This window comes from Archangium sp. Cb G35 (assembly GCF_001896145.1).
GTDB lineage: Bacteria > Myxococcota > Myxococcia > Myxococcales > Myxococcaceae > Archangium > Archangium violaceum.
The window spans coordinates 451,868-475,876 of record NZ_MPOI01000012.1 but is presented as its reverse complement, the minus strand read 5'-3'; the positions used below and the strand labels follow the sequence as shown (position 1 = coordinate 475,876).

At 69.8% G+C, this 24,009-nt stretch carries 19 protein-coding genes and 1 pseudogene; 7 read left to right on the top strand and 13 right to left on the bottom strand.

The annotated features are described in order from the left end of the window. Nucleotides 1-20: 20 nt before the first annotated feature. Both BO221_RS34570 and BO221_RS34565 read right to left on the bottom strand, forming a co-directional pair. Nucleotides 21-1,490 (bottom strand): sigma-54 dependent transcriptional regulator, encoded by a 1,470-nt coding sequence (locus BO221_RS34570; RefSeq protein ID WP_073565109.1) that lies wholly within the window; start codon nucleotides 1,488-1,490, stop codon nucleotides 21-23. After that, nucleotides 1,487-3,022: a HAMP domain-containing sensor histidine kinase gene (locus tag BO221_RS34565; RefSeq protein ID WP_073565108.1), complete on the bottom strand. Its 1,536-nt coding sequence runs from the start codon at nucleotides 3,020-3,022 to the stop codon at nucleotides 1,487-1,489. Before BO221_RS34565 ends, BO221_RS34570 begins: the two co-directional genes overlap by 4 nt. Nucleotides 3,023-3,234: 212 nt before the next feature. Here BO221_RS34565 and BO221_RS34560 point away from each other — a divergent pair, with 212 nt between their 5' ends. Continuing rightward, nucleotides 3,235-4,965 (top strand): SulP family inorganic anion transporter, encoded by a 1,731-nt coding sequence (locus BO221_RS34560; protein WP_073565162.1) that lies wholly within the window; start codon nucleotides 3,235-3,237, stop codon nucleotides 4,963-4,965. Between the two features lie 22 nt (nucleotides 4,966-4,987). On the opposite strand, the gene BO221_RS34555 is transcribed toward BO221_RS34560, so the two are convergent. Then, on the bottom strand, nucleotides 4,988-6,247 hold the full coding sequence (locus BO221_RS34555) for a serine hydrolase domain-containing protein (protein ID WP_073565107.1): 1,260 nt from the start codon (nucleotides 6,245-6,247) through the stop codon (nucleotides 4,988-4,990). 81 nt (nucleotides 6,248-6,328) lie between these two features. After that, a complete protein-coding gene (locus BO221_RS34550; RefSeq protein WP_073565106.1) occupies nucleotides 6,329-7,717 on the bottom strand; it encodes an amidohydrolase family protein in 1,389 nt (462 codons plus the stop codon). A 191-nt stretch (nucleotides 7,718-7,908) separates the two neighbouring features. On the opposite strand from BO221_RS34550, the gene BO221_RS34545 reads away from it, so the two are divergent. From BO221_RS34545 to BO221_RS57130, 3 genes and pseudogenes are all read left to right on the top strand, one after another. Further along, nucleotides 7,909-9,579 (top strand): serine/threonine-protein kinase, encoded by a 1,671-nt coding sequence (locus BO221_RS34545; protein ID WP_083681796.1) that lies wholly within the window; start codon nucleotides 7,909-7,911, stop codon nucleotides 9,577-9,579. 165 nt (nucleotides 9,580-9,744) lie between these two features. Beyond that, nucleotides 9,745-10,212: pseudogene (locus BO221_RS57695) on the top strand (transposase); the annotation flags it as partial. Continuing rightward, complete coding sequence (locus tag BO221_RS57130) at nucleotides 10,208-10,819, top strand: transposase (RefSeq protein WP_369865925.1); 612 nt, start codon at nucleotides 10,208-10,210, stop codon at nucleotides 10,817-10,819. The pseudogene BO221_RS57695 and the gene BO221_RS57130, both read left to right, overlap by 5 nt. Before the next feature lie 42 nt (nucleotides 10,820-10,861). On the opposite strand, the gene BO221_RS34530 is transcribed toward BO221_RS57130, so the two are convergent. The 4 genes from BO221_RS34530 to BO221_RS34515 form a co-directional block, all read right to left on the bottom strand. Then, nucleotides 10,862-11,668 carry a cyclase family protein gene (locus BO221_RS34530; protein ID WP_073565105.1) on the bottom strand — a complete coding sequence of 269 codons (807 nt, stop codon included), beginning with the start codon at nucleotides 11,666-11,668 and terminating at the stop codon, nucleotides 10,862-10,864. Between the two features lie 154 nt (nucleotides 11,669-11,822). Next, nucleotides 11,823-13,481 (bottom strand): N-acetylmuramidase domain-containing protein, encoded by a 1,659-nt coding sequence (locus BO221_RS54190; protein WP_143195850.1) that lies wholly within the window; start codon nucleotides 13,479-13,481, stop codon nucleotides 11,823-11,825. 96 nt (nucleotides 13,482-13,577) lie between these two features. Continuing rightward, complete coding sequence (locus tag BO221_RS34520) at nucleotides 13,578-14,432, bottom strand: hypothetical protein (RefSeq protein WP_233166379.1); 855 nt, start codon at nucleotides 14,430-14,432, stop codon at nucleotides 13,578-13,580. Between the two features lies 1 nt (nucleotide 14,433). Further along, nucleotides 14,434-14,829, bottom strand: coding sequence for a DUF2809 domain-containing protein (locus BO221_RS34515; RefSeq protein ID WP_073565103.1), 396 nt, complete (start codon nucleotides 14,827-14,829; stop codon nucleotides 14,434-14,436). 152 nt (nucleotides 14,830-14,981) lie between these two features. On the opposite strand from BO221_RS34515, the gene BO221_RS34510 reads away from it, so the two are divergent. From BO221_RS34510 to BO221_RS34500, 3 genes are all read left to right on the top strand, one after another. Further along, a complete protein-coding gene (locus tag BO221_RS34510) occupies nucleotides 14,982-16,037 on the top strand; it encodes a DUF72 domain-containing protein (RefSeq protein ID WP_073565102.1) in 1,056 nt (351 codons plus the stop codon). Nucleotides 16,038-16,123: 86 nt separating this feature from the next. Continuing rightward, a complete protein-coding gene (locus tag BO221_RS34505) occupies nucleotides 16,124-16,372 on the top strand; it encodes a hypothetical protein (RefSeq protein WP_143195849.1) in 249 nt (82 codons plus the stop codon). Beyond that, nucleotides 16,362-16,691: a Smr/MutS family protein gene (locus BO221_RS34500; RefSeq protein ID WP_073565100.1), complete on the top strand. Its 330-nt coding sequence runs from the start codon at nucleotides 16,362-16,364 to the stop codon at nucleotides 16,689-16,691. Before BO221_RS34505 ends, BO221_RS34500 begins: the two co-directional genes overlap by 11 nt. Nucleotides 16,692-16,714: 23 nt before the next feature. On the opposite strand, the gene BO221_RS34495 is transcribed toward BO221_RS34500, so the two are convergent. From BO221_RS34495 to BO221_RS34475, 5 genes are all read right to left on the bottom strand, one after another. After that, nucleotides 16,715-17,443, bottom strand: coding sequence for an alpha/beta hydrolase (locus BO221_RS34495; RefSeq protein ID WP_073565099.1), 729 nt, complete (start codon nucleotides 17,441-17,443; stop codon nucleotides 16,715-16,717). Nucleotides 17,444-17,693: 250 nt separating this feature from the next. After that, nucleotides 17,694-20,462, bottom strand: coding sequence for an SNF2-related protein (locus tag BO221_RS34490; RefSeq protein ID WP_083681794.1), 2,769 nt, complete (start codon nucleotides 20,460-20,462; stop codon nucleotides 17,694-17,696). 155 nt (nucleotides 20,463-20,617) lie between these two features. Beyond that, nucleotides 20,618-21,943 carry a DUF58 domain-containing protein gene (locus BO221_RS34485; RefSeq protein ID WP_073565097.1) on the bottom strand — a complete coding sequence of 442 codons (1,326 nt, stop codon included), beginning with the start codon at nucleotides 21,941-21,943 and terminating at the stop codon, nucleotides 20,618-20,620. Then, nucleotides 21,940-22,902, bottom strand: a complete 963-nt coding sequence (locus BO221_RS34480) for a MoxR family ATPase (RefSeq protein ID WP_073565096.1) — start codon at nucleotides 22,900-22,902, stop codon at nucleotides 21,940-21,942. Before BO221_RS34480 ends, BO221_RS34485 begins: the two co-directional genes overlap by 4 nt. Next, complete coding sequence (locus BO221_RS34475; RefSeq protein WP_073565095.1) at nucleotides 22,899-23,927, bottom strand: hypothetical protein; 1,029 nt, start codon at nucleotides 23,925-23,927, stop codon at nucleotides 22,899-22,901. Before BO221_RS34475 ends, BO221_RS34480 begins: the two co-directional genes overlap by 4 nt. Nucleotides 23,928-24,009 lie beyond the last annotated feature (82 nt).

Genomic DNA, 24,009 nt, shown 5'->3' with positions numbered 1-24,009 from the left:
TCAGCGCTATTTCTCCAGGCTCAGCGCCCCTGGCCCGGGTCCTTGAAGTCCGCGGCCGACAGCCCGTGCCGGCGCAGCAGCTCGTAGAAGTCGGTGCGGTTGCGCCCGGCCAGACGTGCCGCGGCGCTCACGTTGCCTCCGCTTCGGCGAAGGGTCTCGATCAGGTAGTCGCGCTCGAACGCGTCGCGCGCCTCGCGGAGGGTGGGGAGTGAGGCATCGCTCTCGGGCGTTGAGAGAGGGGGGGCGGCGCCAGGTGCGGCTTCCTCCAGGGCGGGAGACGCGGAGCGGGGGGAGGTCTGCACGAGGTGTGTCAGGTGCTCCGCCCGCAGCTCCTCGGAGGCGGCCAGCAGGACGGCGGCCTCCATCACGTTGAGCAATTCACGCACGTTGCCCGGCCACGTGTAGTCCCGCAGGATCTGCAAGGCCTCCGGGGTCAGGTGCGGCATCCGCATGCCATTGTGCGCCGCGGCCCGCTCGAGGAAGAGCTGGGCCAGGAGGGGAATGTCCTCGGCCCGCTCGCGCAGCGGCGGCATGGTGATCGGCACCACGCAGAGCCGGTAGTAGAGATCCTCCCGGAAGCGCCGGACCTCCACCTCCTCGCGGAGATCCCGGTTGGTGGCCGCCACCACCCGCACGTCCGCTTCCTCCTCGGTGCTCGAGCCCACCCGGGTGTAGCGCCGCTCCTGCAATACCCGCAGCAGCTTCACCTGCACGCTGGGCGGTGCCTCGCCCACCTCGTCGAGGAAGAGCGTCCCGCCCCGCGCGGCCCCGAAGAGCCCCTCACGCGACTGGGTGGCGCCGGTGAAGGCCCCCTTCACGTGGCCGAACAGCTCACTCTCCAACAGATCCGGAGGCAGTGCCCCACAGTTCACCGCGACGAAGGGCCCGTGCGCGCGGCGGGAGAGCCCGTGCAGCAACCGCGCGGCGAGCTCCTTGCCCGTGCCCGACTCGCCGAGCACCATCACCGTGGCATCCGAGGGCGCCACCCGGGCGATGTTCGCACGCACCTGGGTGATGGCCGGGCTCCGGCCGATCAACCGCTCGCGCGGCACGCCCGCCACGATGCGGCGCAGGTCATCCACCTCGCGTTGCAGGGTCGTGCGCTCGAGCGCGTGCACCAGCTTCTGCACCAGCTCGTGGTCCTGGAAGGGCTTGGTGAGGAAGCCATAGGCGCCCCGGCGCATGGCCTCCACCGCGGTTTCGATCGTCCCGTGCGCGGTGAGGATGACCACCGGCAGCTCCGGGATGCGCTCGCGGGCCTGGGCGAGCACCTCCAGGCCATCCACGTCTCCCAGACGCAGATCGAGCACCATCGCGTCCACCTTGCCACTCTCCACCATCGCGAGCGCCTCCTGGCCGGTGGAGACGCTCGACACTTGCATGCCCCGGGCCTCCAGGCGCAGGGAGATGAGCTCACACAACTCGAGGTCATCGTCCACCACCAACACGCGGTTGGCGGGGGCGGAGGGAGGCTGGGGGGTCGGGCTCATACGGGGCTCTGGGCGGAAGGCGACGGGGGGGAAGGAGTCGTCCCCTCAGCGTAGCGGAGCGCGGCGGGGCCTTCGAGCGGTATCCAGACGGCGAAGGTCGCACCCGGGCCCGGCTCGCCGATGAACGCCACCTCGCCTCCATGAGCACGCATCATTTCTCGCGCCAGCGGCAGGCCCAGTCCGATTCCGGGGGGGTTGGCGGTATTTCCCACCGGAGAGGTGAAGAAGTGCTCGAAAAGCCGGTCCACCACCTCGGGCCGGACTCCCGGGCCCTCGTCGCGTACCACCACCTTGGCCCAGGTTCCTGACGCGGTGTGTCCTGGTGGCCCCTCCAGGGTGACGGTGCGGCGCATCCGGACCTTCTTCCCCCGTGAGGAGACGCGGATGGCGTTGCCCAGGATGTTGGCCACCGCGCGCTCGATGATGGCGGAGTCGAGCAGGGCGGGGCCCAGCTCCCCTTCCTTTTCCAGCTCCAGCTGGACTCCGGCCTCATCGGCCTCGCCGCGCATGCCCTCCATCGCACTGTCGAGCACTTCATCCAGCATGCAGCCCGCCTCGAGCCGCAGCGCCTTGCCGGACTTCACGCGGGACATGTCGAGCAGCGCGGACACCAGGCGGATCTCCCGCTCACAGGCATTGCGCGCCAGATCGACCACCCGCCGCTGCTGCGCATTGAGCGGACCGGTGGTGCCGTCCGCCATCAGCCCGAGCGCGGCCCGCAGCCGCGTGAGCGGAGTCCGGAGATCGTGCGACACGGAGGCCACGAAGGCGTCCTTGAGCTGATCGATCTCCGCCAGACGCGCGCGCGTCCGCTCCAGCTCGGAGGCCAGCTCCTGCACCTCGAGCGGACCACCCACGGGTGTAATGGGGGCGAAGTTCCCCTGGCCCACCTGCCGGGCCTGCGTGGAGAGCAACTCCAGGGGCCGCGTCACGCCTCGCGCCATCCAGCGCGCCACGCCCCAGGCGGCGAGTACCGCCAGGGCTCCGAAGATCAACCCCATGACGATCGCCGTGGCGCCAATGGCATAGGCCTCGGCCTCGCGCGCGAGGACCACCTCGTGCAGGGAGCGCACGACGGCGATCCACGCATCCGTGAGGTTCTCGTCCCAGATGAGCCGCTTCTCCCGCAGCGCGGGCTCGAAGAGGCGCGCGCAGGTGTCCTCCTCGCTCACGTACCGGGCATAACCCAGGTACTCCCGCGCCGCATTCCGGATGCTCGGCTGGATGGAGTCTCCGTACTGGGCCAGCAGCGACTCCAGCCGCTGCAGGGACATCTTCAGCGAGGGCGCCACGCTGGGTCCGGCGGCGGGGTCGCGTTCGCAGGCCAGGATGGAGTGCCGGGCGGCGACCTCGACACCCCAGGCGGCCTGATGCACGGCCTCTTCTTCCTGCACCTGTCCCAGATGCTCCTCGCGGAGCTCCGTGAGGAGGCTCGTCATGCGGACCAGGGCCACCACGGCGAACCCGGCGGCACCGAGCAGAACAGCGGTGAGCAGTGAGTGGGAGATGATCAGTCGCTGGACGAGGCGCATGAGATGAGCGGGCTCCGGAGAGCGCGTCCTAACGCGCTCGTCTGCTCCGTGCACGAGGGAGTGTGCCCGGTTGTTCACTCGTCAGGCCAGTGTCGGCCGGGGCGGACAGGTGTCGGTTGATTCCCGCAGCGGGTGTGTCGGTTCGTGCCGACAGGAGCGCGCGTCCCCCGAGGAGGAACGGTGCGGCACGCGATGTGAAGAGGGGGGACATCATGCTCGAACATCACTCGACTGGAGCCGCGGCCCGCGCGCGCCTGCTGGTGCAGGACTGGAAGCAGATGGTGTCTCCCAAGACATTCGGGCAGGACTTGTCCGGGGCCCTCACGGTGGCGTGCGTGGCGCTTCCGCTCAATCTCGCACTCGCGGTGGCGTCGGGACTGCCAGCCAGTGTGGGCCTCATCAGTGGTGCGATCGCCGGTGTCGTGGCCGGATTGTTGGGAGGTTCCCGGCTGCAGGTGACGGGACCCGAGGCCGCGCTGGTGCCCATCGTGCTCCTGCTGGTCCAGCGCCATGGCATCGAAGGCATGGTCGTGGCCACCTTCCTTGCCGGACTCCTTCAGATGTTGCTCGGCGTGCTGCGGGTGGGCCGGTTGGCGAAGCTGCTGCCGGCGCCCGTGGTGCGCGGATTCATGGCGGGTATCGGTCTGATCCTCCTCAACAGCCAGCTGCCCCGGTTGTTGGGATTGCCGAAGTCGATCGGCACGCTCTCCTCCCTGCCTGCCCAGGGCGGTGGATGGATGATGCATGCGGGAGGCATTGCCATCGGCGTGTTGGTGATCGTCTGCATGGTGGGCCTGCCGTACGTGCAGAAGCGGGTGCCCTCGGTGCTGGTAGGGCTCGTGGTGGCCACGGTGATCGGCGGACTGCTGGGGCCGGAGCTGGCCCGCGTGGGGAGCCTGCCTGCGGGATTGCCCTTGCCCCAGATTCCCTCGCTCGCGGGGGTGGAGTGGGGCGCGCTGCTGCCCGACGTCCTCTCGCTCACCCTGCTCGCGTCACTGGGTTCGCTGATGTCGGCCAGCGCCATCGATCAGTTCCCGGGCTTCGAGAAGCAGCAGACCGATCATGATCAGGAGCTGATGGCCCAGGGCATGGCCAACCTCGCGTCCTCGCTCTTCGGCGGCATGCCGGTGATGGGCGCCATCGTCCGCTCCTCGGTGTCCATCCAGGCGGGAGCCCGCACCCGGGCGGCGTCCGTGCTCCATGCGCTCCTGCTGCTGGTGGTGTGCCTCGTGGCCGGCGCGCTCGTCGCTCGCGTGCCCATCGCCGCGCTCGCGGGCATTCTCGTGGTGGTCGGTGTGCGGCTGTTGGATCTGCGCGGCCTGCGCAACCTGTGGGAGCAGGAGCGCTCCCAGGTGGCGGTGGTGGCGGTGACCGCCATCGTCATCGCCTCGGTGGATCTGCTGCTCGGGCTCGGCGCGGGCGTGCTGCTCTCCCTGGGACTGCTCCTGAAGGCGCGGCCCCGGACGGAGGTCCAGACGCGCATCCTGCGGCTGGATGGACGTCCCCACTTCCGCACCCTGGGCGCGGCCGTGGCCGAGCAGGACGATCGGCCTCCCCTCCAGCGCGTCCGCGTCCGCGGGCCGCTCGACTTCCTCTCTCCTGGCGTCCTCAACACGGTGCTCAACAGCCAGCCCATCCCGAGGTACCTCGTGCTCGATCTGACCGCGGTGCCCTATCTGGACGCGGCGGGACTCCAGGACGTGCTGAACCTCCGGGACTGCCTCGTCATGCGCAAGGGAGTGGTCGTCGTCGTCGCGTGGGGCGAGGTGGAGCGGATGCTCGCGCAGGGCGGCTTCCCGCGGCAGTCTCCGTCCGCCAGCCTGGTGGCTTCGTATGACGACGCGCTGGAGCACGTCGCCCGGAGTCACAAGGCCGCCGATGTCGCGGCGGGTCAGGAAGAGGCCCGGCCCGTTCGCAACCGGGCGCCGGTCATGGATTCGTAGTCCGCCCGGGCCTCTGTCCGGCTCACGCCGCGCGTGAGGCGGAGCCGGACAGGCGCGCGAGGCAGCGGTAGACGGCGTCGCGCAGGGCGCGGGCGCGCGGGTCGCTCATGAGGTGCAGGCCCGCGCGGTTCATCACGTAGCCGAAGCCGAGCTGGGCATCCGGATCGGCGAAGCCCAGCGAGCCTCCCGCCCCCGAGGTTCCGAAGGCGCGCGGGTTGGGGCCGAAGTCCAGCGAGGGGCAGGGACGGGTGTAGCCCAGTGAGAACGCCATGTGCGCCTTGAGCACCACGTCCAGGGTTCCCCGGGAGGGGAGGACGGGTGGGGCGGTGAGCGCCTCGAGCGTGGCGGGAGTGAGGCCCAGTTCCTGGCCTCCGGTGGCGAGCGCGCTGTAGGCCCGGGCGACGGCGCGTGCCTGACCGATGCCGCCGGCGGCGGGCTGCTCGAGGGGACGATACGCGGGAGAGTCGAAGTCGGAGAGCTTGCGCACGCGGGGGTTGGAGAGGGTGCGGGCGGTGATGGAGCGTGGCCACAGGAAGGCCAGCGCCATGCTCATGGGGATGGAGTGCTCGTGGAAGAGCGCCTGGAGGCTGGGAATGGTGTCCAGCCGGGCCACGCGCGAGTCGGGCACATCCCGGGGCAGGCCGATGTGGAAGTGGATGCCGAGCGGTGCGGCGACCTCCTCCTGGAAGAAGCGGCCGAGGCTGCGGTGCCGGGGATCGACGCGGCGGATGAGCTCGCCCAGGTACCAGCCGATGGTGAAGCTGTGGTAGCCGTGGCGCGTGCCGGGCTCCCACGCGGGGGCCTGCCGGGCGAGCACCTTCGCCAGGGAGTCGAGGTCGGCCATCTTCACCGGGTCCATCGGCTCATCGAGCGCGGGCAGGCCCGCCTGGTGCGCGAGGAGCTGGCGCACGGTGATGCGGTCCTTGCCGGCCTGGGCGAACTCGGGCCAGTAGGAGGCGACGGGCGCGTCGTAGTCGAGCCAGCCCCGCGAGTGGGCGATGGCGGCGGTGATGGCGGCCATGCCCTTGGTGGTGGAGAAGACGAGGGCACAGGTGTCCTCCTCCCAGGGCTCGCGGGTGCTGGCGTCCTTCCAGCCGCCCCAGAGGTCCACCACCTTCTGGCCCCGGAGGTAGACGGCACAGGAGGCACCCAGCTCGTTGCGCCCGGTGAAGTTGCGGCGGAGCTCCTCGCGGACCTCCTCGAAGCCGGGGGCGACGGTGCCGTGGAGGACGACGTCCTCGCCGGGACCCGTGGCGTAGGGAGACTTGCGCGGAGAGCTCATGATGGGGACCTCGAGGTGATGACGGGCTCGGCCCGAGGAGTAGAGGGCGGGCGGGGGAGCGTCAAGGTGCCGGGTGTGGGTTCAAGGATGTGCGGGCCGGGGTGACGGTGCTCCGCGGACCTGGACGCCGCGCCGCCAGACCGCGTGGATGCCACGGGTGTTGCGGATGTCCTGGGCCGGGTCGGCGTCCAGGACCACCAGATCCGCCACCATGCCCGGCGCGATGGCGCCCTGGGACTTCAAGCCCAACAGCTCGGCCGAGTCGCGCGTCGCGGCGCGCAGGGCCTGGGCGGGTGTCAGGCCGGCCTGGGTCATCAACTCGAGCTCGCGGTGCTCGGCGAAGCCGGGAATGCGCTGAGGCATCGCTCCCGAGTCCGTGCCGAAGCCGATCTTCACGCCCGCCTGGTGCAGGGTGCGCAGGTTCTCCAGATTGACCGCCACCACCTTCCGCGCTTTCGCCGCGCCCTCGCTGGCGAGGGTTTCCCGCCGCCACTGGGGATCATCGAAACGGCGTTGCAGGGCCGGGTCCACCGCGGCGCGGAAGAAGGGCTCGTCCATCCAGGCGGGGTGCTCGGCGTAGATGTAGTTCGCCTCGTCCAGGTTGAGGGTGGGGATGTACCAGACGCCGCGCGTCTTCATGGCCTGGATGAAGGCGGCATCCACCGGCTGATCCCTCACGCCGTGGGCAATCACATCGACTCCCGCCTCGACCACCGCCCGGGCGTCTTCCAGATCGTGGATGTGCGCGGCGGCCCGGAGGCCATGACGATGGGCCTCGTCGATGGCCGCGCGGTAGACCTCGGGGCTCAGCCTGGGCATCGCGCCATTCATGCTGTCGACCCACAGCTTCACCATGTCCACGCCCTTGCTGGCCATGTCGCGCACGGCCTCGCGCGCGGCCTCGGCCGTCTCGGGGCGCATGACCTGGTCGTCCTCGAGGTTCATGCCCCGCGCCGGGGGCAGGCCCATGGGAGCGCCAAGGCCGGACCCGGCTCCCATGAGGTCCGCGCCCGTGGTGTGCCCGTTCAGCTCCCGCCGCAGCGTGTAGAACAGGGGCGGGTTCAGCCCCAGCGAGTTGATGACCGTCACCCCGTAGTCGAGATACCGGGATAGCTGCCGGGTGATGTTCTCGCGGGTGTAGAAACGCCGCCCCAGCTCCGTGCCCGAGACGTTCCCGACGTGGCCGTGCGCCAGGATCAATCCGGGGATGAGCGTCTTGCCGGAGTAGTCGACCACCTGGGCGCCGGCCGGAACCTGGATCGAGCCACGAGGCCCCACGGCGCGGATGCGCTCGCCCTCGAGCACCACGGTGGCCGGGCCACCCGTGGCCTCGCCATCGAAGACGCGAGCGCCTTCCAGGACGACCAGGGAGGGAGGGGCCGCCGGAGTGGGCGCATGGGCACAACCCTGTGCCGCGTGGAAGACGAGCACCGCGAGCGCACCCACCCGGGTGGAGAAGCGAAAAGCCATGGAAGAAACCTCCTGGTGGAACGGGGTGGCCAGGATGCCCGCATCGCGCCCGGGTGGCACGATCCCTGGAATTCCCGGGGGGTGAACGCATGGGGACTGGCGGGCCGAGGTCACCCATCACATCGGATGGCGGGTAGAAGCCGTGTCACGGACTCGCGTTGACCGCCCGGCTCCCCGAGAATGGGGTCCGTATGACCCAGCTCCCCCGTTCAGAAACCCTGGCCCCGGTTGGCACCCAACTGCTCGCCGAGCACCTGGGGGCGGATGTCGCCACCCGGGAAGCCTCGGTGACGGAGTTCAACGCGGGGGTGGCCTTCTTCTTCCTCGTGTGCGCGGTGGGGCTGGGTCCGTCGCTCGGGTGGTCCCGGGCCCTCGCGATCATCAGCAGTTGCGCGGCCTACGGCGTGTATTTCGGGTCGATGTCCCGGATGATCCGGCGCGGGTGGTTCCATCCCGCCATCTGCTGGTTCAACGTCTGTCTGGAGACAGGCGCCGGTGTGTGGCTCTTCGCCTACGACATCATCTTCGCGGATGCCGGGCAGGCCCTGTCCAATCCCGCGGCCGTGCTCTGGAGCACGCTCATCGTGCTCGCGGCGCTGCGCTCCAAGCGGCTGGCCCTGTTCGCGGGCTGCCTGGTGGCCGCGGAGATGTTGCTGCTCTATTACTTCGTGGCCCTGCCCCGGCTGCCCTCGCCCGTGCCGGTGATGTTCACTCCGCCGCTCATGGCGCAGCGGGCCGTCTACTACTTCATCACGGGTGGCATGGCGGCGATGGTGGCCGGCCACATCACGCGCAAGGCCGAGGAGGCCCTGCACGCCATCCGCGCGAAGGATCTGCTGGGCAAGTACTTCCTCCACGAGCGGCTGGGGGTAGGGGGCATGGCCGAGGTGTTCCGCGCCACCTATAGCCCGGAGGGTGGCTTCGAGAAGGTGGTGGCCATCAAGCGCATCCTCCCGGCCTACGCCGAGGACGAGGACTTCGTCACGCTCTTCCGCCGCGAGGCGGAGCTGGGCTCGCTGCTCAACCACCCGAACCTCATCCAGGTGCTGGACGTGGGCCGCTTCAAGGACACGTATTTCATGGCCATGGAGTACATCGACGGCCTGTCCCTGCGAGAGCTGCTCAAGAGCCATGGGCCCCTGCCGCCGGAGGTGGTGGCGTACATTGGAGCGGAGCTGGGTGATGCGCTCGACTACGTGCACCGGCGCACCTCGAGCAACGGTGTGCCGCTGCGGCTGGTGCACCGGGACGTGAATCCGCCCAACATCCTCTTGTCGCGCATTGGCGAGGTGAAGCTGGGGGATTTCGGGGTGGCGCGAGCGGGCATCCATGTGCGCCTCACCCAGGCGGACCGGGTGCGCGGCAAGCTGGGCTACCTGGCGCCGGAGCAGGCCCGGGGCGAGCCCTTCGACGGGCGCGCGGATCTCTTCGCCCTCGGGGCCACGCTGCACGAGGCCCTCACGGGACAGCCCCTCTTCAAGGGAGGGGAAGACATCGCCGAGCGGTTGAAGCCCACGCCTCCATCGTCACTCCTGCCGCCCTCGGCGTTCAGGCCGGACGTGCCCCCGGCGTTGGACGCCGCCATCATGGACCTGCTCCAGTGGCGGAACGAGGAGCGCACCCCGAGAGGGCAGCGGCTGCGTGAGCAGCTCTGCGCGCTCACGGGAGCGCACGCGCCCTATCCGCATGGACAGCTGGCGCTGGCCCGGCTCATCCAGGAGTCACTGGTGCTCGAGGAGGGGGGGATGCCGGAGCCCGCGCGCTCGATGGACGAGGAGGAGCCCACGGCCGTGGTGGAGATGAAACGGGAGCTGGTGGAGCCGCAGGGAATGCGCGTCGGACAGGGCGGCGGCAAGGAGTGAGTCCGCGAAGGTATGACGGCCATTTTCACACTATGGCCATTACCGCGGCCATTTCCCCTCGCCCTCCGCTACTCGCCGAAGGCCATGGGCTTCTTCTAAGCCAGTTGAAGAAAGTCCTGTCAGGGGGGTAGCGTCGCCGCTTGCTCATCGGAAAGGAGCGGCGATGTGGGTCCTGAGCGACAGAGCCTCACCCTGACGCCCTCCGAGCGCAGACGCCTCCAGCGTGCACTGCATCAGCAGAAGCACGCGGGAGTGGCAGTGCGAGCTGCCATCGTGTTGTGGAGTGCTCAGGGTCAGAGTGCTACCAGTATCGCGCGGGCCCTGGGAGTGACTGCACGCACCGTGCACCGCTGTCGGCAACGCTGGCGGAGCATGGGGTTGGAGGGGCTGGCCGACTCGCTTCGTCCTGGCCGCCCTCCTCGCGTCAGCCCCGCCTACCTCGAGCTTCTGCTGAGAACGGTGGAAACAGACCCCAGGCAACTGGGCTTCATCTTCTCCCGCTGGACGTGTGCGCGGCTGTCCTCCTACTTGGAGCAACGCACCCAGGTGGCAATCAGTCCCAGGTGGGTCAACGAGTTGCTGCACTGCCACGGCCTGGCCTGGCGCCGCACCAAGCTCACCACCCAGCATCTGGCGGACGAGGCAGAAAAAAGCACGCGCCGCTCGGCGCCTGCGCTCTCTGAAGAAGGCCGCCGTTCGCCCAGGGGCGAGGTTCGAGCTGTGGTACGCGGACGCCACACGCTTCGACCTGCTGCCGGTGACACGCTCCATGTGGCGCCGCCGCGGCAGTCGCCTGCTGCTACCGACGCCAGGCAAGAACGTCCGGGTGGGCGTGGTGGGCGCGCTGCACTACCCCGACAAGCACTTCCTCTTCACCCACCAACTCCAGCGCGTCACCGGCGACATGGTGCCGCCCCTGCTCGACAAGCTGGTGGCTCGGGCCAAACGCACGGGGAAGAGAATCGTGCTCGTCATCGACAACGGGCGCCCCTTCGATACCCGCCTCGCCCGAGCCGCCCTTGAGGCGGTCAGTCCCTGGGTGCGGCCCTTCAGGTTGCCCCGTTACACCTCCGAAACCCTCAACTGGATTGAGGACTTCTGGGAGCACTTGAAGGACACCTACTTCAGCCGCATGCTGACCCAGCAGCGCGAGGCGTTCTATCCTGATGCTGTTCGCCTGCTCAGCCGCTTGCGGCATTCGGGGCAGCTCAAAGGGCTCGCTCTGCGCGAGACCCCCTGACAGGACTTTCTTCAACTGGCTTAGGCGAGGCGAGCCCCCCGCTCACGCTGGCGGTAGCACCGCGACGATCCGCAGGGGTCCTCCCGAGCCGCCGCGGACCTTCATCGGCAGTGCCACGATGAGTGCTCCTCGAATGGGGAGCTTCTCCATGGCCGCGACGTTCTCGAAGGCGGGCGTGTTCGCCTTCATGAGGACCTGATGGGCGATGAAGTCCTTGGACGGACCGTGGTCGATGCTGGCCGTGTCGATGCCGACAGCAGCGGCCTTCCGCTCCACGAGGGCCTCGGCGGCTTCCCGGGAGATGCCCGGGAAGTGGAGCTTCGAGGCATCTCCGGGTGTGTCATCGCCGAGGTACTGTTTCCTGTCGGGCCAGAACCTTCCCCAGCCGGTCCGCACCAGGACGATGGTTCCGGGCTCGATGCGGCCGTGCTCCTTCTCGAACGCCTCGACGTGCGAGGGCTGGAGCAGGGCATCCGGCTCCTTCGCCGCATCGGCCGAGATGTCGATGACGACCGCTGGAGCGATGAGACGCTCCAGGGGGAGCTGCTCGGCCGTCATCTTCCCCTCCGCGAAGTGGATGGGCGCGTCCAGGTGCGTTCCTCCGTGCTCGGGAGCGCACAGCGTGTTGGACGCGTAGAAGTAGCCGCCCGCCGTCATTCCATGGCTCAGCTGTTTCAGCTCGAATCCGGAGGGCGAGGTGGGCCAGTAGAGGGTCTTCTCGTCGAAGTCATAGGTCAGGTCCACCAGGCGCGCTCCTTCGGGAAGGAGCCCGGAGGAGGGGTGGGTGGCCCTCCCCATGCAGCCAAGAGACGCGAGCATCCACAGACTGATGAGCCAGTGTTTCTTCATGGGTTCGCTGCCTCGGAACAGGGTTCTTTCAGGGGTGGGAGTGTTCGCACTGTGTACGCAAGTCATTCTCTCGCGTTCAGCCCGCCTCCCGGGCGCGCTCTTCACGAACTTGTCCAACTGTTGGACAAGTTTGGCGAGACCGTGCCCGGAGGGCTCAGCCATTTCCCACCGCGGCGAGGCCTTCCTCCACGCGGGCGAACATGTCCTTCGCGAGCCGCTCGCTGAAGCCGACCAGGAAGCACACCGCCATGTAGAGGTACTGCTCCGTCTCTGGCTTCGGCGGTTGGATGGGCAGCAGCCCGGACTTCATCAGGGCGAAGCAGAAGATCGCGCTGTACAGGCCGATCACCGGCTTGAAGAACCCCAGCATCACCATGGAGGTACGGCTGGCGCCCCGGAGCTTCTCGAGCTCGGAGAGCCGCATGAGGATGCTCACCACGCCGCCCATGGCGCCGCACAGCCCCACCAACAACAGTGTGCGGACGGGGAAGCCAAAGAGCTGGGTGCTCTCATCGGTCAGCACCGAGTGGATGAAGGCCGTCATCCCGTTCGAGACGAGCATCAGCAGCCCCAGCCCGAGCACCACCTGGATGGCGGGAGAGTCCGACCGCAGGAGGGGGAGGGGGCGCAGGGGGTAGAGCTGGTCGGCGAGCGCGGAGGCGATGCGCAGGCGGATGCTCCGCACGAACGCGAGGTTGGGCTGCTCCGAGGACAGCAGGGCCGTGAGGCCCAGATCGATGGACTGGATGGCGCTGGGGCCGAGCACCGGCGCGGCCTTCTCGCGCAGCGTCAGGAGCCTGGCGAGCTCGTGCTGGACGTCCTTGTCGAGCGGCTGGGCGAGCTTCTGGCGGAGCAGCTCCACCGGCAGCACCTCCACGGGAGCAGGAGCGGGAACGGGCTCGGCCGGTGTCAGCTCCACGGGCTCGGGGCTTTTCACCACCACGGGGGCGGGGGGACGCGGGGCCAGCGTCACGACCGCCGTGGGGGCCACGGGCTCCTGCCGCACCGGGGACTCCGCGCTTGATACCGTGCTCGGCGGCGGGTGGGCGAGCCGTCGCAGGGCCTCGAGGGTGGCCGGGTCGAAACCCGAGCTGAGGGGCAGGTGATGCTCACCCTGGAACCGGTTCAGGGCCGCCTTCGTGCGCGCGCCGAATGCGCCGTCCACCGTGCCCGGCTCGAAGCCCAGGAACGTGAGCAGGAGCTGGCCCTCGCGCACACCCAGGTCCGGCGGGGCGTGGGAGGACAATCGCTGCCAGGCCGCGGCCAGCTTCTTGTCGTACTCGTTCTTCGCATAGCCCGCGCCGTTGTAGCCGTGGGCGAACGCGGCCCAGTCGTGGTCGCGCAGGGCCTGGGCCAGGCCGTGGTGCTGGATGAACGCCGCCATGGCCGCGAGCTGCTCGTCCTCGGAGGCCATCATCCGGCTGACGAACTGTTCCACGGAGCCGTAGCCCAGCTCCGCGGCGTGGTACCCCATCACCTGGCCGAGTCCCCACGAGGCGCTCTCCAGCGCGGCCTGCTCATCGAGGGCCATGGCCCGCTCGAGCCTTGGGTACTCCGCCGGGCCGCTGGCATAGCCCCCGGCCTTGGGGTTGCTGATGTCGGGGGCCTGTGCGTCGAAGCGGCCGTGCGTCCTGCGGCTGAAGACGTGGCGCTCGAAGAGGATGGCGGGCCGGCGGTCCGTGAAGTACCCACAGCCCCGGGTTTCGATCTGGAGCACGGCCCAGATTTCGGCCGGGTGTACCGAGAGCTTGTCGGCGCAGGCCTGGATGCCCTGGGCGGTGAGGGGAGTGGCGGCTCCGGTGAATCGGGTCATGTCGTGCGGTCCCATGGCGTGTCGTCTCTGTGGGGCTGACGAAGCCTTGGACCCGCGAGCGATTTTTCCGGGCAACCGGACCTGAACGGCCGCTCTCTACCGGGTTGGGTGGCCCTGGCCGCAGCCGATCCGCCGCGGGCCGACGGCCAGGTCATCGAGCCACCAGTCGGTGGGGACCGAGAGGCCCTGGTAGAGAACGACCCCGGTTTCGAGCACCGTGAAGTCAGTGGCCTTCTCCCTCACCGGGGGCACCGTCGTGGGCGGATCGGAGAAGACGAAGCGCTCGGGCCATTCGAGCTCGACGCCATCGAGCCACATGCGCGGTTCCGCGGCCTCCGGGTGCGAGCCGTTGGCCCCGTCGAAGAGCCACTCGAGGCACGCCCAGCCATCGAGCACCAGGGGCGTGCCGGAGACGAGCACCCACTCCGGGAATCCGGGCGGCTCGGGCGGGTGCCAGATGGCCATGTACTTCTGTTGGTACGTGGCCACCTCGTACCAGTCGAGCGTGTCGAACGCGCGGTCCTCGCTTCCAGGCCGCGGGTAGCGCGCGCTGAAGAGCCCCGCGTGCGAGGCGGGCCGCTCGGGCGTCGTGTAGACGTAGGCGCGGCCCCACAGCATGGGGCCGAAGTGGGCGGGCAGGTCGAAGCGGAGCGTCTTCTTGGGTCCTCCCTGCGACCCTTCCTTGCCGCCGGACAGTTGACGGGCGTGCAGCGCGTACCTGCCGCTGTGGGCCCGCGTGTCGTCCACGAGCAGCTGCCCGTTGAACTCGTCGCGATGTGGCGTCCAGCCGGCCGGGACCGTGCCGTCCTCGAAGTCCCAGCACAAGGACTCCGGGCCCGCGCAGCCGGTGGTGGCCGGCGTGTTCGCATCCGGTTTCAGCTGGCCGCGTGCACAGGCGGTCATGAGCGCCAGGAAACACGTCGCGCTGAACTTCGAGAGCCGAGCATTCACTTCAGGAACCCCTTTCTTGCGAGCGCCCCCTCATGCGTTCGAGCGTCACCGCGAGGGCGAGCCCGACAGCGTAGGACACGAGATCCCAGACATCGAAGGTGGAGCCCGTCACGACCACCAGCGGATCCGAGGGTTTCGCCGTGAAGAGGCGCGCCCATTGCGCCAGCTCGATTCCGACGGCCAGCACGGCGATGGCGCCGGCCCGGGCGGCCATGGGGCCTCGCCAGAAGATGCTGAGCAGGTGGTAGAGGAATCCGACGACGAAGAGATCTCCCAGCGTTCCGCGTGTGAAGCGCCAGCCGGGGCCCCGGTAGAAGAGGGCGAAGATGCACGCCGCCAGGAATGCGCTTCCGGCGGCGAGATGGAATCGGCGGAAGCTGTCGAGTGTCCGCAGCATGGGCCCACTGTCCCAGGTCCTTGCCCCGGAGCCAGTTCCAATCCCGGTGGGAGCCTGGCTCCTCGCGCGCCGGGCGTGCGCTCGCGTTCGACTTGACCTTGGAAGTTCGGCCGTTACGACTTACTCTAGGAATAGAGTACGCCGGAGCGCGCATGCCAGACCGTGACCCCTCCCAGCTCGATCTCTTCACCGGGGCTCCCAGCCCCACGCCGTCCCGGGGGCGCCGCAGGGGCCAGGGAGAGCCCGTGGGCCCCGCCGAGCAACCCGAGGAGGTGAGGGCGCTCGGGGAGCACCTGCCCCCGGGCCTGTTCCTCGGCACCTCGTCCTGGACGTTCCCGGGCTGGACGGGGCCAGGGCTCGTCTACGACCGCGAGGCCACCCCGGCGCGCCTCTCCCGCGAGGGGCTCGCCGCGTACGCCCAGCACCCCGTGCTGCGCACCGTGGGCGTGGATAGGACCTTCTATGCCCCCATCCCCGCCTCCGCCTTCGCCGAGTACGCCGCCCAGGTGCCTCCTGGCTTCCGCTTCCTCGTGAAGGCCCACGAGGCCTGCACCCTGTCTCGCTGGCCCGTGCACGTGCGCTATGGCGACCTGCGCGGTCAGCCCAATGAGCGTTTCCTCGATGCCGCCTATGCGCGCGACCTCGTGGTGGCCCCCTTCGTCGAGGGTTTGGGGGAGAAGGCCGGGCCGCTCGTCTTCCAGTTGCCGCCGCAGGATCCGCAGGACCTCGGTGGGGCCGGGCCCTTCGTGGAGCGGCTGCACGCGTTCCTCTCCGCGCTGCCCAGAGGGCCCCTCTACGCCGTCGAGCTGCGCAACGAGTCACTGCTCACCGAGGCCCTGGCCCAGGCGCTCGCGGACGTGGGCGTCTGCCCCGTGCTCGCCGCCTGGAAGAACATGCCCCCCGTGGAGCGTCAGGCCGTGCGTCTGCGTGCCCTGCATGCCCCGGCGCTCGTGGTGCGCTGGATGCTGCCGCCGAACCTCGACTACGAGGAGGCCCGCAAGCGCTACTTCCCCTTCGACAAGCTGGTGGACGAGGACGTGCGCACCCGCGAGGCCATCGCCCGCGCCAGTGCCGCCGCGCTGCGCTCCGGCAGGCCCGTTTTCGTCACGCTCAACAACAAAGCGGAAGGAAGTGCACCGCTTTCCGCCGTGCTTCTGGCGCGAAGCGTCATGTCACGTACAGGAAAGGCCGCGAGTGTGGACTCTTGATCCCTTCACATGTGCGTCTATGGTGCTGGATGTGGGATCCAAAACGTCTGTTGAGCTGAGCACGTAGCTTGCTTGGAGGGACGGTCATGAGATCGGTCCTGGTTGCAGCGCTCGTGGCACGCATGACGGCGGCCGGAGGGGCGGGCTCTGGTGTCGAGGAAGAAGCGCGACGCCAGCAAGCCGGCAACACCTGGGAAGACGTGCGTAAACACTTCTCCACCCTGCGTAACGAGATTTCCACGCTGGAGTCCGAATTCCGAGACGCCACGGAGCGTCACAAGCTCGCCGCGGAGCGTCGAAAGCAGGAGCTGGAGCGCGAGCGCCGTGGCCTCTGAGCAGGACCCGGACGACGATTTCGACCCCGAAGCACCCGTCGAGCTCCCCCTGGATGGGAACCTCGACCTGCATCTGTTCCACCCCCGCGACGTCAAGGACGTCGTCACCGAGTACCTCTGGGCCTGCCGTCAGAAGGGTGTACTCGACGTTCGCATCATTCACGGCAAGGGCTCGGGCGCGCTGCGGCGCACCGTGCAGGCGCTGCTCCCGAAGTTGCCCGAGGTGGAGTCGTTCCGTTCCGCCTCCGAGAGCGATGGCGGATGGGGCGCCACCTGGGTCCGGTTGAAGCCCCTGGCTCCCGGAGACACGGCGGGGTAGGGCGCGAGGGCCCGTTGGCCTGCTCAGTGAATCGTCCCCTCCAGCCACCAGTGCACCGCCTCGCGCATCATCTCCTCGGGCACGACGTGGGGTCCCTCGAACTCGTGGTAGTTCACGTCGTAGCCGGCGCGCTCGAACACGCGCACCAGCCGGCGGCTGCACCGGTCGATGGGGAGCACCCGGTCCTGCGTCCCGTGGCTCATGAAGATGCGCGGGGTGCCCAGCTGCCGCGGCGGCACCGCGAAGCCCGGTGAGAAGGCGATGATGTGCTTGAACAGGTCTCCGTTGCCGAGCCCCAGCGAGAGCGCGTACGACGCCCCGTCGGAGAAGCCGCCGATGGCCACCCGCGCGGGGTCCACCGCGTAGCGCTCGAAGGTGTGCGCGAGCGCCTCGTCGATGGCGTGCACGTCCGGCCCGAAGTCCTCCACGATGACGTCCCACGTGGGGCCCCGCGAGCCCGGCGCCACGAGGATGAGGTTCGCGTCATCGGCCAGGGGCTGGAGCAGCTCCAATCCGTGCCGGGCCGAGCCTCCCGCTCCGTGGAGCATCACCGCGAGCGGCGCGGGCTGGTCCGGCCGGTAGCCGGGGGGCACGTAGAGGATGCCATCGTGCTCGAGGCTCACGCCGAGTGGATGCGTGCCTGTCGGGCCCTCGGTCCGCGGGGTTCCCGGCTGTGCCCCCAGACGCCCCGCCCGGGCCGAACGCCGGGCCTCTTCCTGCCGCCCGGTTTCGCCCTTCTCCCTGGTGCTCATCGACCTGGTCCTCCGTCGTCTGGGCTCAATCTGGGACAGCCAGGCAGCGAGGACGACTCCCGTGTCTGCTCGGCGACTGGGGCGCCTGCTTCGTCGGGATGTATGCGGCGAGTGCCTGGATGGATGCCTGCTTCCCGTGGGGAACCCGGGGGCCGGATACCCTCACCCTGTCCCTCTCCCGGGGGAGAGGGGAAATGGGCACCTTGGGGGTTCTGGGTGCCTGGGATTCTGGGGGCCTGGGGATTCCTGGCTAGGACAGCCAGAAGTAGGCGGAGGCGATGAGTGAGCGCTTCTCCGTCACCTTCGACTTGTTGGCCAGGTCCGCCACCTGCCGGTCCTTCGCCGCGTAACGCTTCTCCTCCTCGTTGCGCAGCGATGCCAGCTTCTTGCGGTACTCGCGCTCCAGCCGCTCCGCGTGGCCACGGGCCTTCACCCGCTCGGCGGGGTCTTCCTGCGCGCACACCACCTTGCGCGCCTCCTGCCAGGCCTCGCGCGCCTTCTCCACCTGCTCGCGCGTCTCCAGCAGGCAGTCCTCCGCGTACCGGTCCGCCCGCTCCCGCGCCAGGTCCATCTCCAGCGCGTTGCGCCGCTCCGCCGCCCGGAGGATCTCCTCCTTGGCCGCCATCAGCGCCTGCTCCTGCATCAGCGACACCGACACCGGAGGCGGTTGCCGGCGCCGCTCCTCCTTGGCCGCCAGCTTCACGAAGTGCTCGCTGTCCGCGAGCGGCAGGACCCGGAAGCCCTTGCCGTCCCGGTCCAGCATCAGCACCAGGTGCACCATCTTCTCCTCGGGCTTCAGGCCCGTCGTCTCGAACTTGTAGACGAACCACCAGCCCTCGTTGCCCGCCAGCCGGGCCAGCCGCGCCGGCAGCTCCGCCGCGCTGAGCTGCAGGTAGTTGATGGCGTCATGCGTGCGGTCGCGCACCGCGTACGCCGCCTTGGCCACCTGGAGCCGGCCCGAGGCGCTGTTGTTGCCCAGCACCGAGCCCGTCAGTGCCTTCGCGCCCTGCTGGCGCTTCTCCAGCGCCTCCTTCGTCACCGCCCCGGCCATGCGCAGCCGCCGCCGCACGTCACCGTCGAAGCGCTCCATCAGCACCGAGCGCGCTTCCGTCATCCGCGCGCTGATGCGCCCCTCCATGTCCGAGCGCAGCTTGTCGAAGGCCTTGTTGATGTCGTCCGGGTGGCGGCAGGACTGGTAGATGTCCAGGATGCGCCGCTCGAAGTCGACGCCGCTTTCCAGCGCGCCGAGGATCTCGTCCGACGCGCCGAACACGCCGTCGAAGAGGTTCAGCTTCTTCTCCAGCAGCTCGTACAGCCGCGCGTCCGCGGCGTTCTGCCGGTTGAGGAAGTTGATGACGAGCACGTCCCGCTGCTGGCCATAGCGGTGGCAGCGGCCGATGCGCTGCTCCACCCGCTGCGGGTTCCACGGCAGGTCGTAGTTCACCACCAGGTTGCAGAACTGGAGGTTGAGGCCCTCGGCGCCCGCCTCGGTGCAGATGAGGATCTGCGTCTTCTCGCGGAACTCCGTCACCAGCGCGCGGCGCTCCTCGGGGCCGCCGCCCGAGTCCCCGGAGAGCAGGGAGATCTTCCCCGCGTAGCCGTTGGCCGACAGCAGGTTGAAGAGGTACTGCTGCGTGCGCTTGGACTCGGTGAAGATGAGCGCCTTCTCCGGCCAGCCCTGGCCCTTCATCACCTTGAAGGTGCGGTCCAGGGCGCGATTGAGGGCCTCCCCCTTGGCGTTCACCTTGATTGAGTCGGCCAGGTCCGCGTACTGCTTCAGCTCCCACTGCTCGTTCTCGAGCGTGCGGAGGCTGACGGGCTTGGCGGGATCATCCGACCACTCCTCGCCCTCCTCGACGTACTGCCTGGCCTCCTCGGGCTCGAAGAGCGCCATGGCCTGCTGGCCCAGCCTGGCCGCCTCCAGGCGTTTGGCGAGGTTGTCCGCGAGCCGCCGCAAGGTGGGGGCGATGGCGTACGTGGAGGAGGCCAGCAGCTTGCGGTAGCAGAGCGTGAGCAGCGTCTTCTTGCCCGGCTCGATGGCCGCGACCTCGGAGCGCCGCAGGTACTCGCTGACCTTCTCGTAGAGGTCCTGCTCCTCGGGCGAGGGCGCGAAGTCCTCCACGATGGAGCGGCGATTGGTGTAGCGCACGTACTCTCGCACCTGACGGCGCAGCGTGCGCTGGACCACCGGGGCCAGCCGCTCCTTGAGCTCGTTGACGGCGTCCGTCTGCAGTCCGCCCGTCTCCGCCTCCAGCCGGTAGCGGCTGCGGAAGGCGTGCTCGGGGCCGAGGATCTGCTCGTCCAGGAGCGTCACCAGCCCGAACAGCTCCATCAGATCGTTCTGCAGCGGGGTGGCGGTGAGCAACAGCTTGGGACGGTTGCTGAGCGCGGAGCGGAGCGCCTGGCCCGTCTTGTGGCCCGCGCGGTAGGCGTTCCGCAGGCGATGGGCCTCGTCGATGATGACGACGTCCCAGGGGATTTCCGCCACCAGCTGCGCCTTGTTGGCGGCGAACGGGTGCGAGCAGATGACGGGGAAGGGCTGATCGAAGCAGTTGCCCGTGGCGCGCACGGTGCGGCCATCCACCATCACCGACTCGAGGTCGAACTTCTCGCGCAGCTCGCTGTTCCACTGCGCCCGCAGCACGGCGGGGGCGAGGATGAGGATGCGCGTCTTCCCCTCGGCCATGAGCTGGGCGATGACCATGCCCGCCTCGATGGTCTTGCCGAGACCCACCTCGTCCGCGAGCATGCAGCCGCCGCGCGACAGCGAGTCCATCGCGAAGCACGCCGCCTCGAGCTGATGGGGGTTGAGATCTACCTTGGCCTCGGCGAGCGCTCCCGCGAGCCGCTCGCGCGAGTCCGAGCTCTTGATGGTGAGCTCCTCGGCGAGCAGCCGCTCGTGGAAGGACGTCAACGGCTGTGACTGCTGCTCAGCGTTCGCGCGGACCTCCGTCCCCGACACCGCCGCCGCATCCACCGCCACCCGCAGCTCCCTGAACTCCCTCGCGACCTCCGGCAAGACCCGTCTCCCTACCGTACGAAACGTGCTTCCACAGGCGTGTAGCACGAAAGAGGGGCCATTTTGGGAAGTGAGATCGCCATGTAAAGGGGGTCTTGTCCGGAGCCGAAAAATCGGCCTCGGAGCGATTGGCACGCTTTTTCTTCAGGAGCGCCCTAGAGCAGGCCGCGCGTCTTCACGTGCAGATAGGTGTTGACGGCGGCGGCGCCGAAGCCCTTCGCGGGGGCCCGCACCACGAGTGCACCGGAATCTCGAAGCGTGAGAGCCGTGCGCTGGTAGTCCTCCTCGAGGCGTGCGGCGGCCTGGCGCGCGTAGGCGTCCTGCTCGGAGGCGGGGATGGCGGTGGCGGCGGTCTGGAGGTCGGGATCCAGGAGCGAGGCCACCACGGGCAGGTGGCGGGGGCGCAGGGCCAGGGTCCGGGCCAGCAGGGTGCCCGAGGCGTCCGGGTCCACCAGGTCCGTGAAGAGCACCACCAGCGAGCGGCGCGAGGAGCGGGCGAAGGCGAAGTCGTAGGCGCGGCCGTAGTCGCTCTCCTCGAGGGCGGCCTCGGCGCGGTAGAGGGCCTCGGTGAGCAGGCGCAGGTGCTCGTGGCCCTTGCGCGGCGGGAGGTAGACGCGCACGTCGCTGGCGAAGGCGAGCACGCCCACCATGTCGCCCGCGTCGAGGCTCACCTTGGCCAGGCGCAGTGCCGCGTCCACGGCGTGGTCCAGCTTGCGGCGGCCGTCCACGCGGCCGGCCATGTGGCGCCCGCAGTCGAGCAGCAGCAGCACCGGCTGGTTCCGCTCGGGCTGGTACACGCGCACCATGGTGCGGGCCCGGCGTGCCGAGGCCTTCCAGTCCACGGTGCGGTAGTCGTCGCCAGTGCGGTACTCGCGGAGGGACTCGAATTCACGGCCCTCGGCGGAGCGGCGCAGGGTGCGCTCGGCGGGGGCGTCCGAGGCCATGGCGAGCGCCAGCGCCTCGCGCGTCAGGGCGGTGAGGTCCGGGTACACCTTCACGGTCTGGGCGACGGGTACGCGCACCTGGCGCGCGCACAGGCCCAGGGGCCCGAGCAGGCGCAGGTGCACGTCTCCGAGGCGCAGGTCTCCGCGGGCGGGCGGCGTGAGGGCGTAGGAGACGGTGGCGTGGGGCGCGTCCGGCGAAAGGGCGAAGGGCTGCTGGTGCCCGCGCACGTCCACACCGGGAGGGACTTCGTCACGCACCTGTCCACGCACGGGCCTCGGGCCACGCAGGCTCAGCTCCAGGCGCACCGGGTTGGCGGTGCCCGAGGAGAGGACGGGCTCCACCGCGCGCCGCACCTCCACGTCCGAGGCGCGAGGGGCGGAGAGGAAATCGAAAGCGCACAGCAGCAGCACCGCCGCGTCGAGGGCGATGGCGAGCCACAGGAAGACGGAGCCGGCCACGGCCAGGGCGGCGGGCACGAGGGCCGCCGCGACGAGGGCCACGGCGAGCCCCGTGGGGACGGGCCGGCCGGCGCTCACCGGGGGACCTGGACTCGCTCCAACGTCTGGCGGAGCACGTCGTCCGCGGTGAGGCCCTCCACCTCCGCCTCGGCCTTGAGGAGCAGGCGGTGGTTGAGGACGCTGGGGCAGACGGCCTTCACGTCGTCCGGGGTGACGAAGTCGCCGCCGTTGAGGGCCGCCCGGGCCTTGGCCGCCGCCAGCAGCGCCTGGGCCGAGCGCGGGGAGGCACCCAGCCGCACGCGGGGGTTGGCGCGCGTCTCGCGGATGAGCCGCACGGCGTAGGCGAGCACGGACTCGTCACAGGCGACGCTCGCGGCCCGCGTCTGCAGCTCCAGGAGGGTGGGGGCGTCCATCGCCCGCTCCACCTGGGCGGCCTTGCCTCCGCGCTGGTGGAAGCCGCGCACCATGTCCAGCTCGGCCTCGGGTGGCGGGTAGCCCACGCGCACCCGCATGAGGAAACGGTCCAGCTGGGCCTCGGGCAGCGGGTAGGTGCCCTCCAGCTCCAGCGGGTTCTGCGTGGCCACCACGAAGAAGTGGGGCGGCAGCACGTGCGTGGTGCCGTCGATGGTGACCTGCCGCTCCTCCATGGCCTCCAGCAGCGCGGCCTGCGTCTTGGGCGGGGTGCGGTTGATCTCGTCGGCGACGAGCACCTCGGTGAAGACGGGGCCCTTCACCAGCTGGAAGGCGTTGTCCTGGGGCCGGAAGACGTTGGTGCCGAGGATGTCGCTCGGCATCAGGTCCGGGGTGAACTGAACGCGGGTGAAGTCGAGCCCGAGCGCGGAGGCCATGCTGCGCGCGGTGAGCGTCTTGGCCACGCCGGGGACGCCCTCCAGCAGCACGTGCCCGCGCGCGAGGAACGCGGTGACGAGGTCCGCCACCACCTGCGGCTGGCCGAGCACCGTGCTCTCCAGGGCCTGGAGGAGGCGGCGCAGGGCCGGGCCTCCGGAGGCCGGGGCCGCGGAGGGCGATGGTGTCACGTGGGCTTCTCCTTCAAGCCCATCAACGAGCCCGCCAGGCTCGTCAGCGCGCCCAGCAGGCCGAGGAACACGCCGAAGCTGGGGGTGGAGTACATGATGGTGGCGTTGCCCATGGGCGAGGGCACCTCGGTGGCGTCGTACGAGAGCTTCATGAAGACGATGCACCAGAGGATGGTGAAGACGGACAGACCGAGCTGTGCCACCCAGGGGACGAGCGCGTTGAGGTGGGGCATGAACCGGCGCACGCGCACGGTGATGGCGCCGATGATGCCGATGGCCGCGAGGACAGCGAGGAGGCCCAGACTCATCAGGCCGAGGATCTCGCCCTCGTCGGCCGTCTCCTTCCAGGGGAGGAAGGCGGAGATGAGGATGGTGACGCCGCCCGCGAAGGCGATCTTGTCGGAGCGGCCGAGCACGCCCACGAAGTCGCGGAAGTCCTCGATGACCTGCTCGGGGGCGACGATCTGCCCGGTGCCGGTGTTGGTGCCGTAGGGATCGCGGGTGGGGACGTAGTTGATGTCGGCGGGGTCGAGCTCGGTCTGCTGCGGGCGCTTGGGCGCGGGAGCGGGCGCCGGGGCCGGACGGGCGGGAGCGCTGCCCGTGCGCGCGGCGGGACGAGGTCCGGTGGCGGCGCGAGCGCCCGGGGAGCGCTGGGACGCGTTGCGGACGATGTCCTCCATGGGCCGGATGTTGGTGGCGTCCTCGTCGGCGACCGCCGGGGCCGGAGCCGGAGCAGCGGGACGGCCCGAGGAGGTGGGGACGCGGGGGCGCGAGCCGGTGCTGGCGCGGGCCGCGGGACGGGAGCCGGTGGAGGCGCGAGCGCCCGAGGCGGGGCGGGACGCGGTCTGCCTGCGAGGCGGGGGTGGAGCGGCCTCCGCGTCATCCGGGGGGGCATCGGTCGAGATGAACGAGGAGTCGATGATGTAGTCGCACGACGGGCAGATGGAGGTGCCATCCGCGACCTTGGTGCCACAGCCAGGGCAGTTCAGGACCGGCGCTCCTTGAGTCTGGGAAGCGCCGAGCATCTTCCGGTGCCCGATGGCCCAAGTCAAACGGCTTACGGGCTAACCCCTGGATTTTCGCGGGGAATTGGCCTAGGCGAGGCGG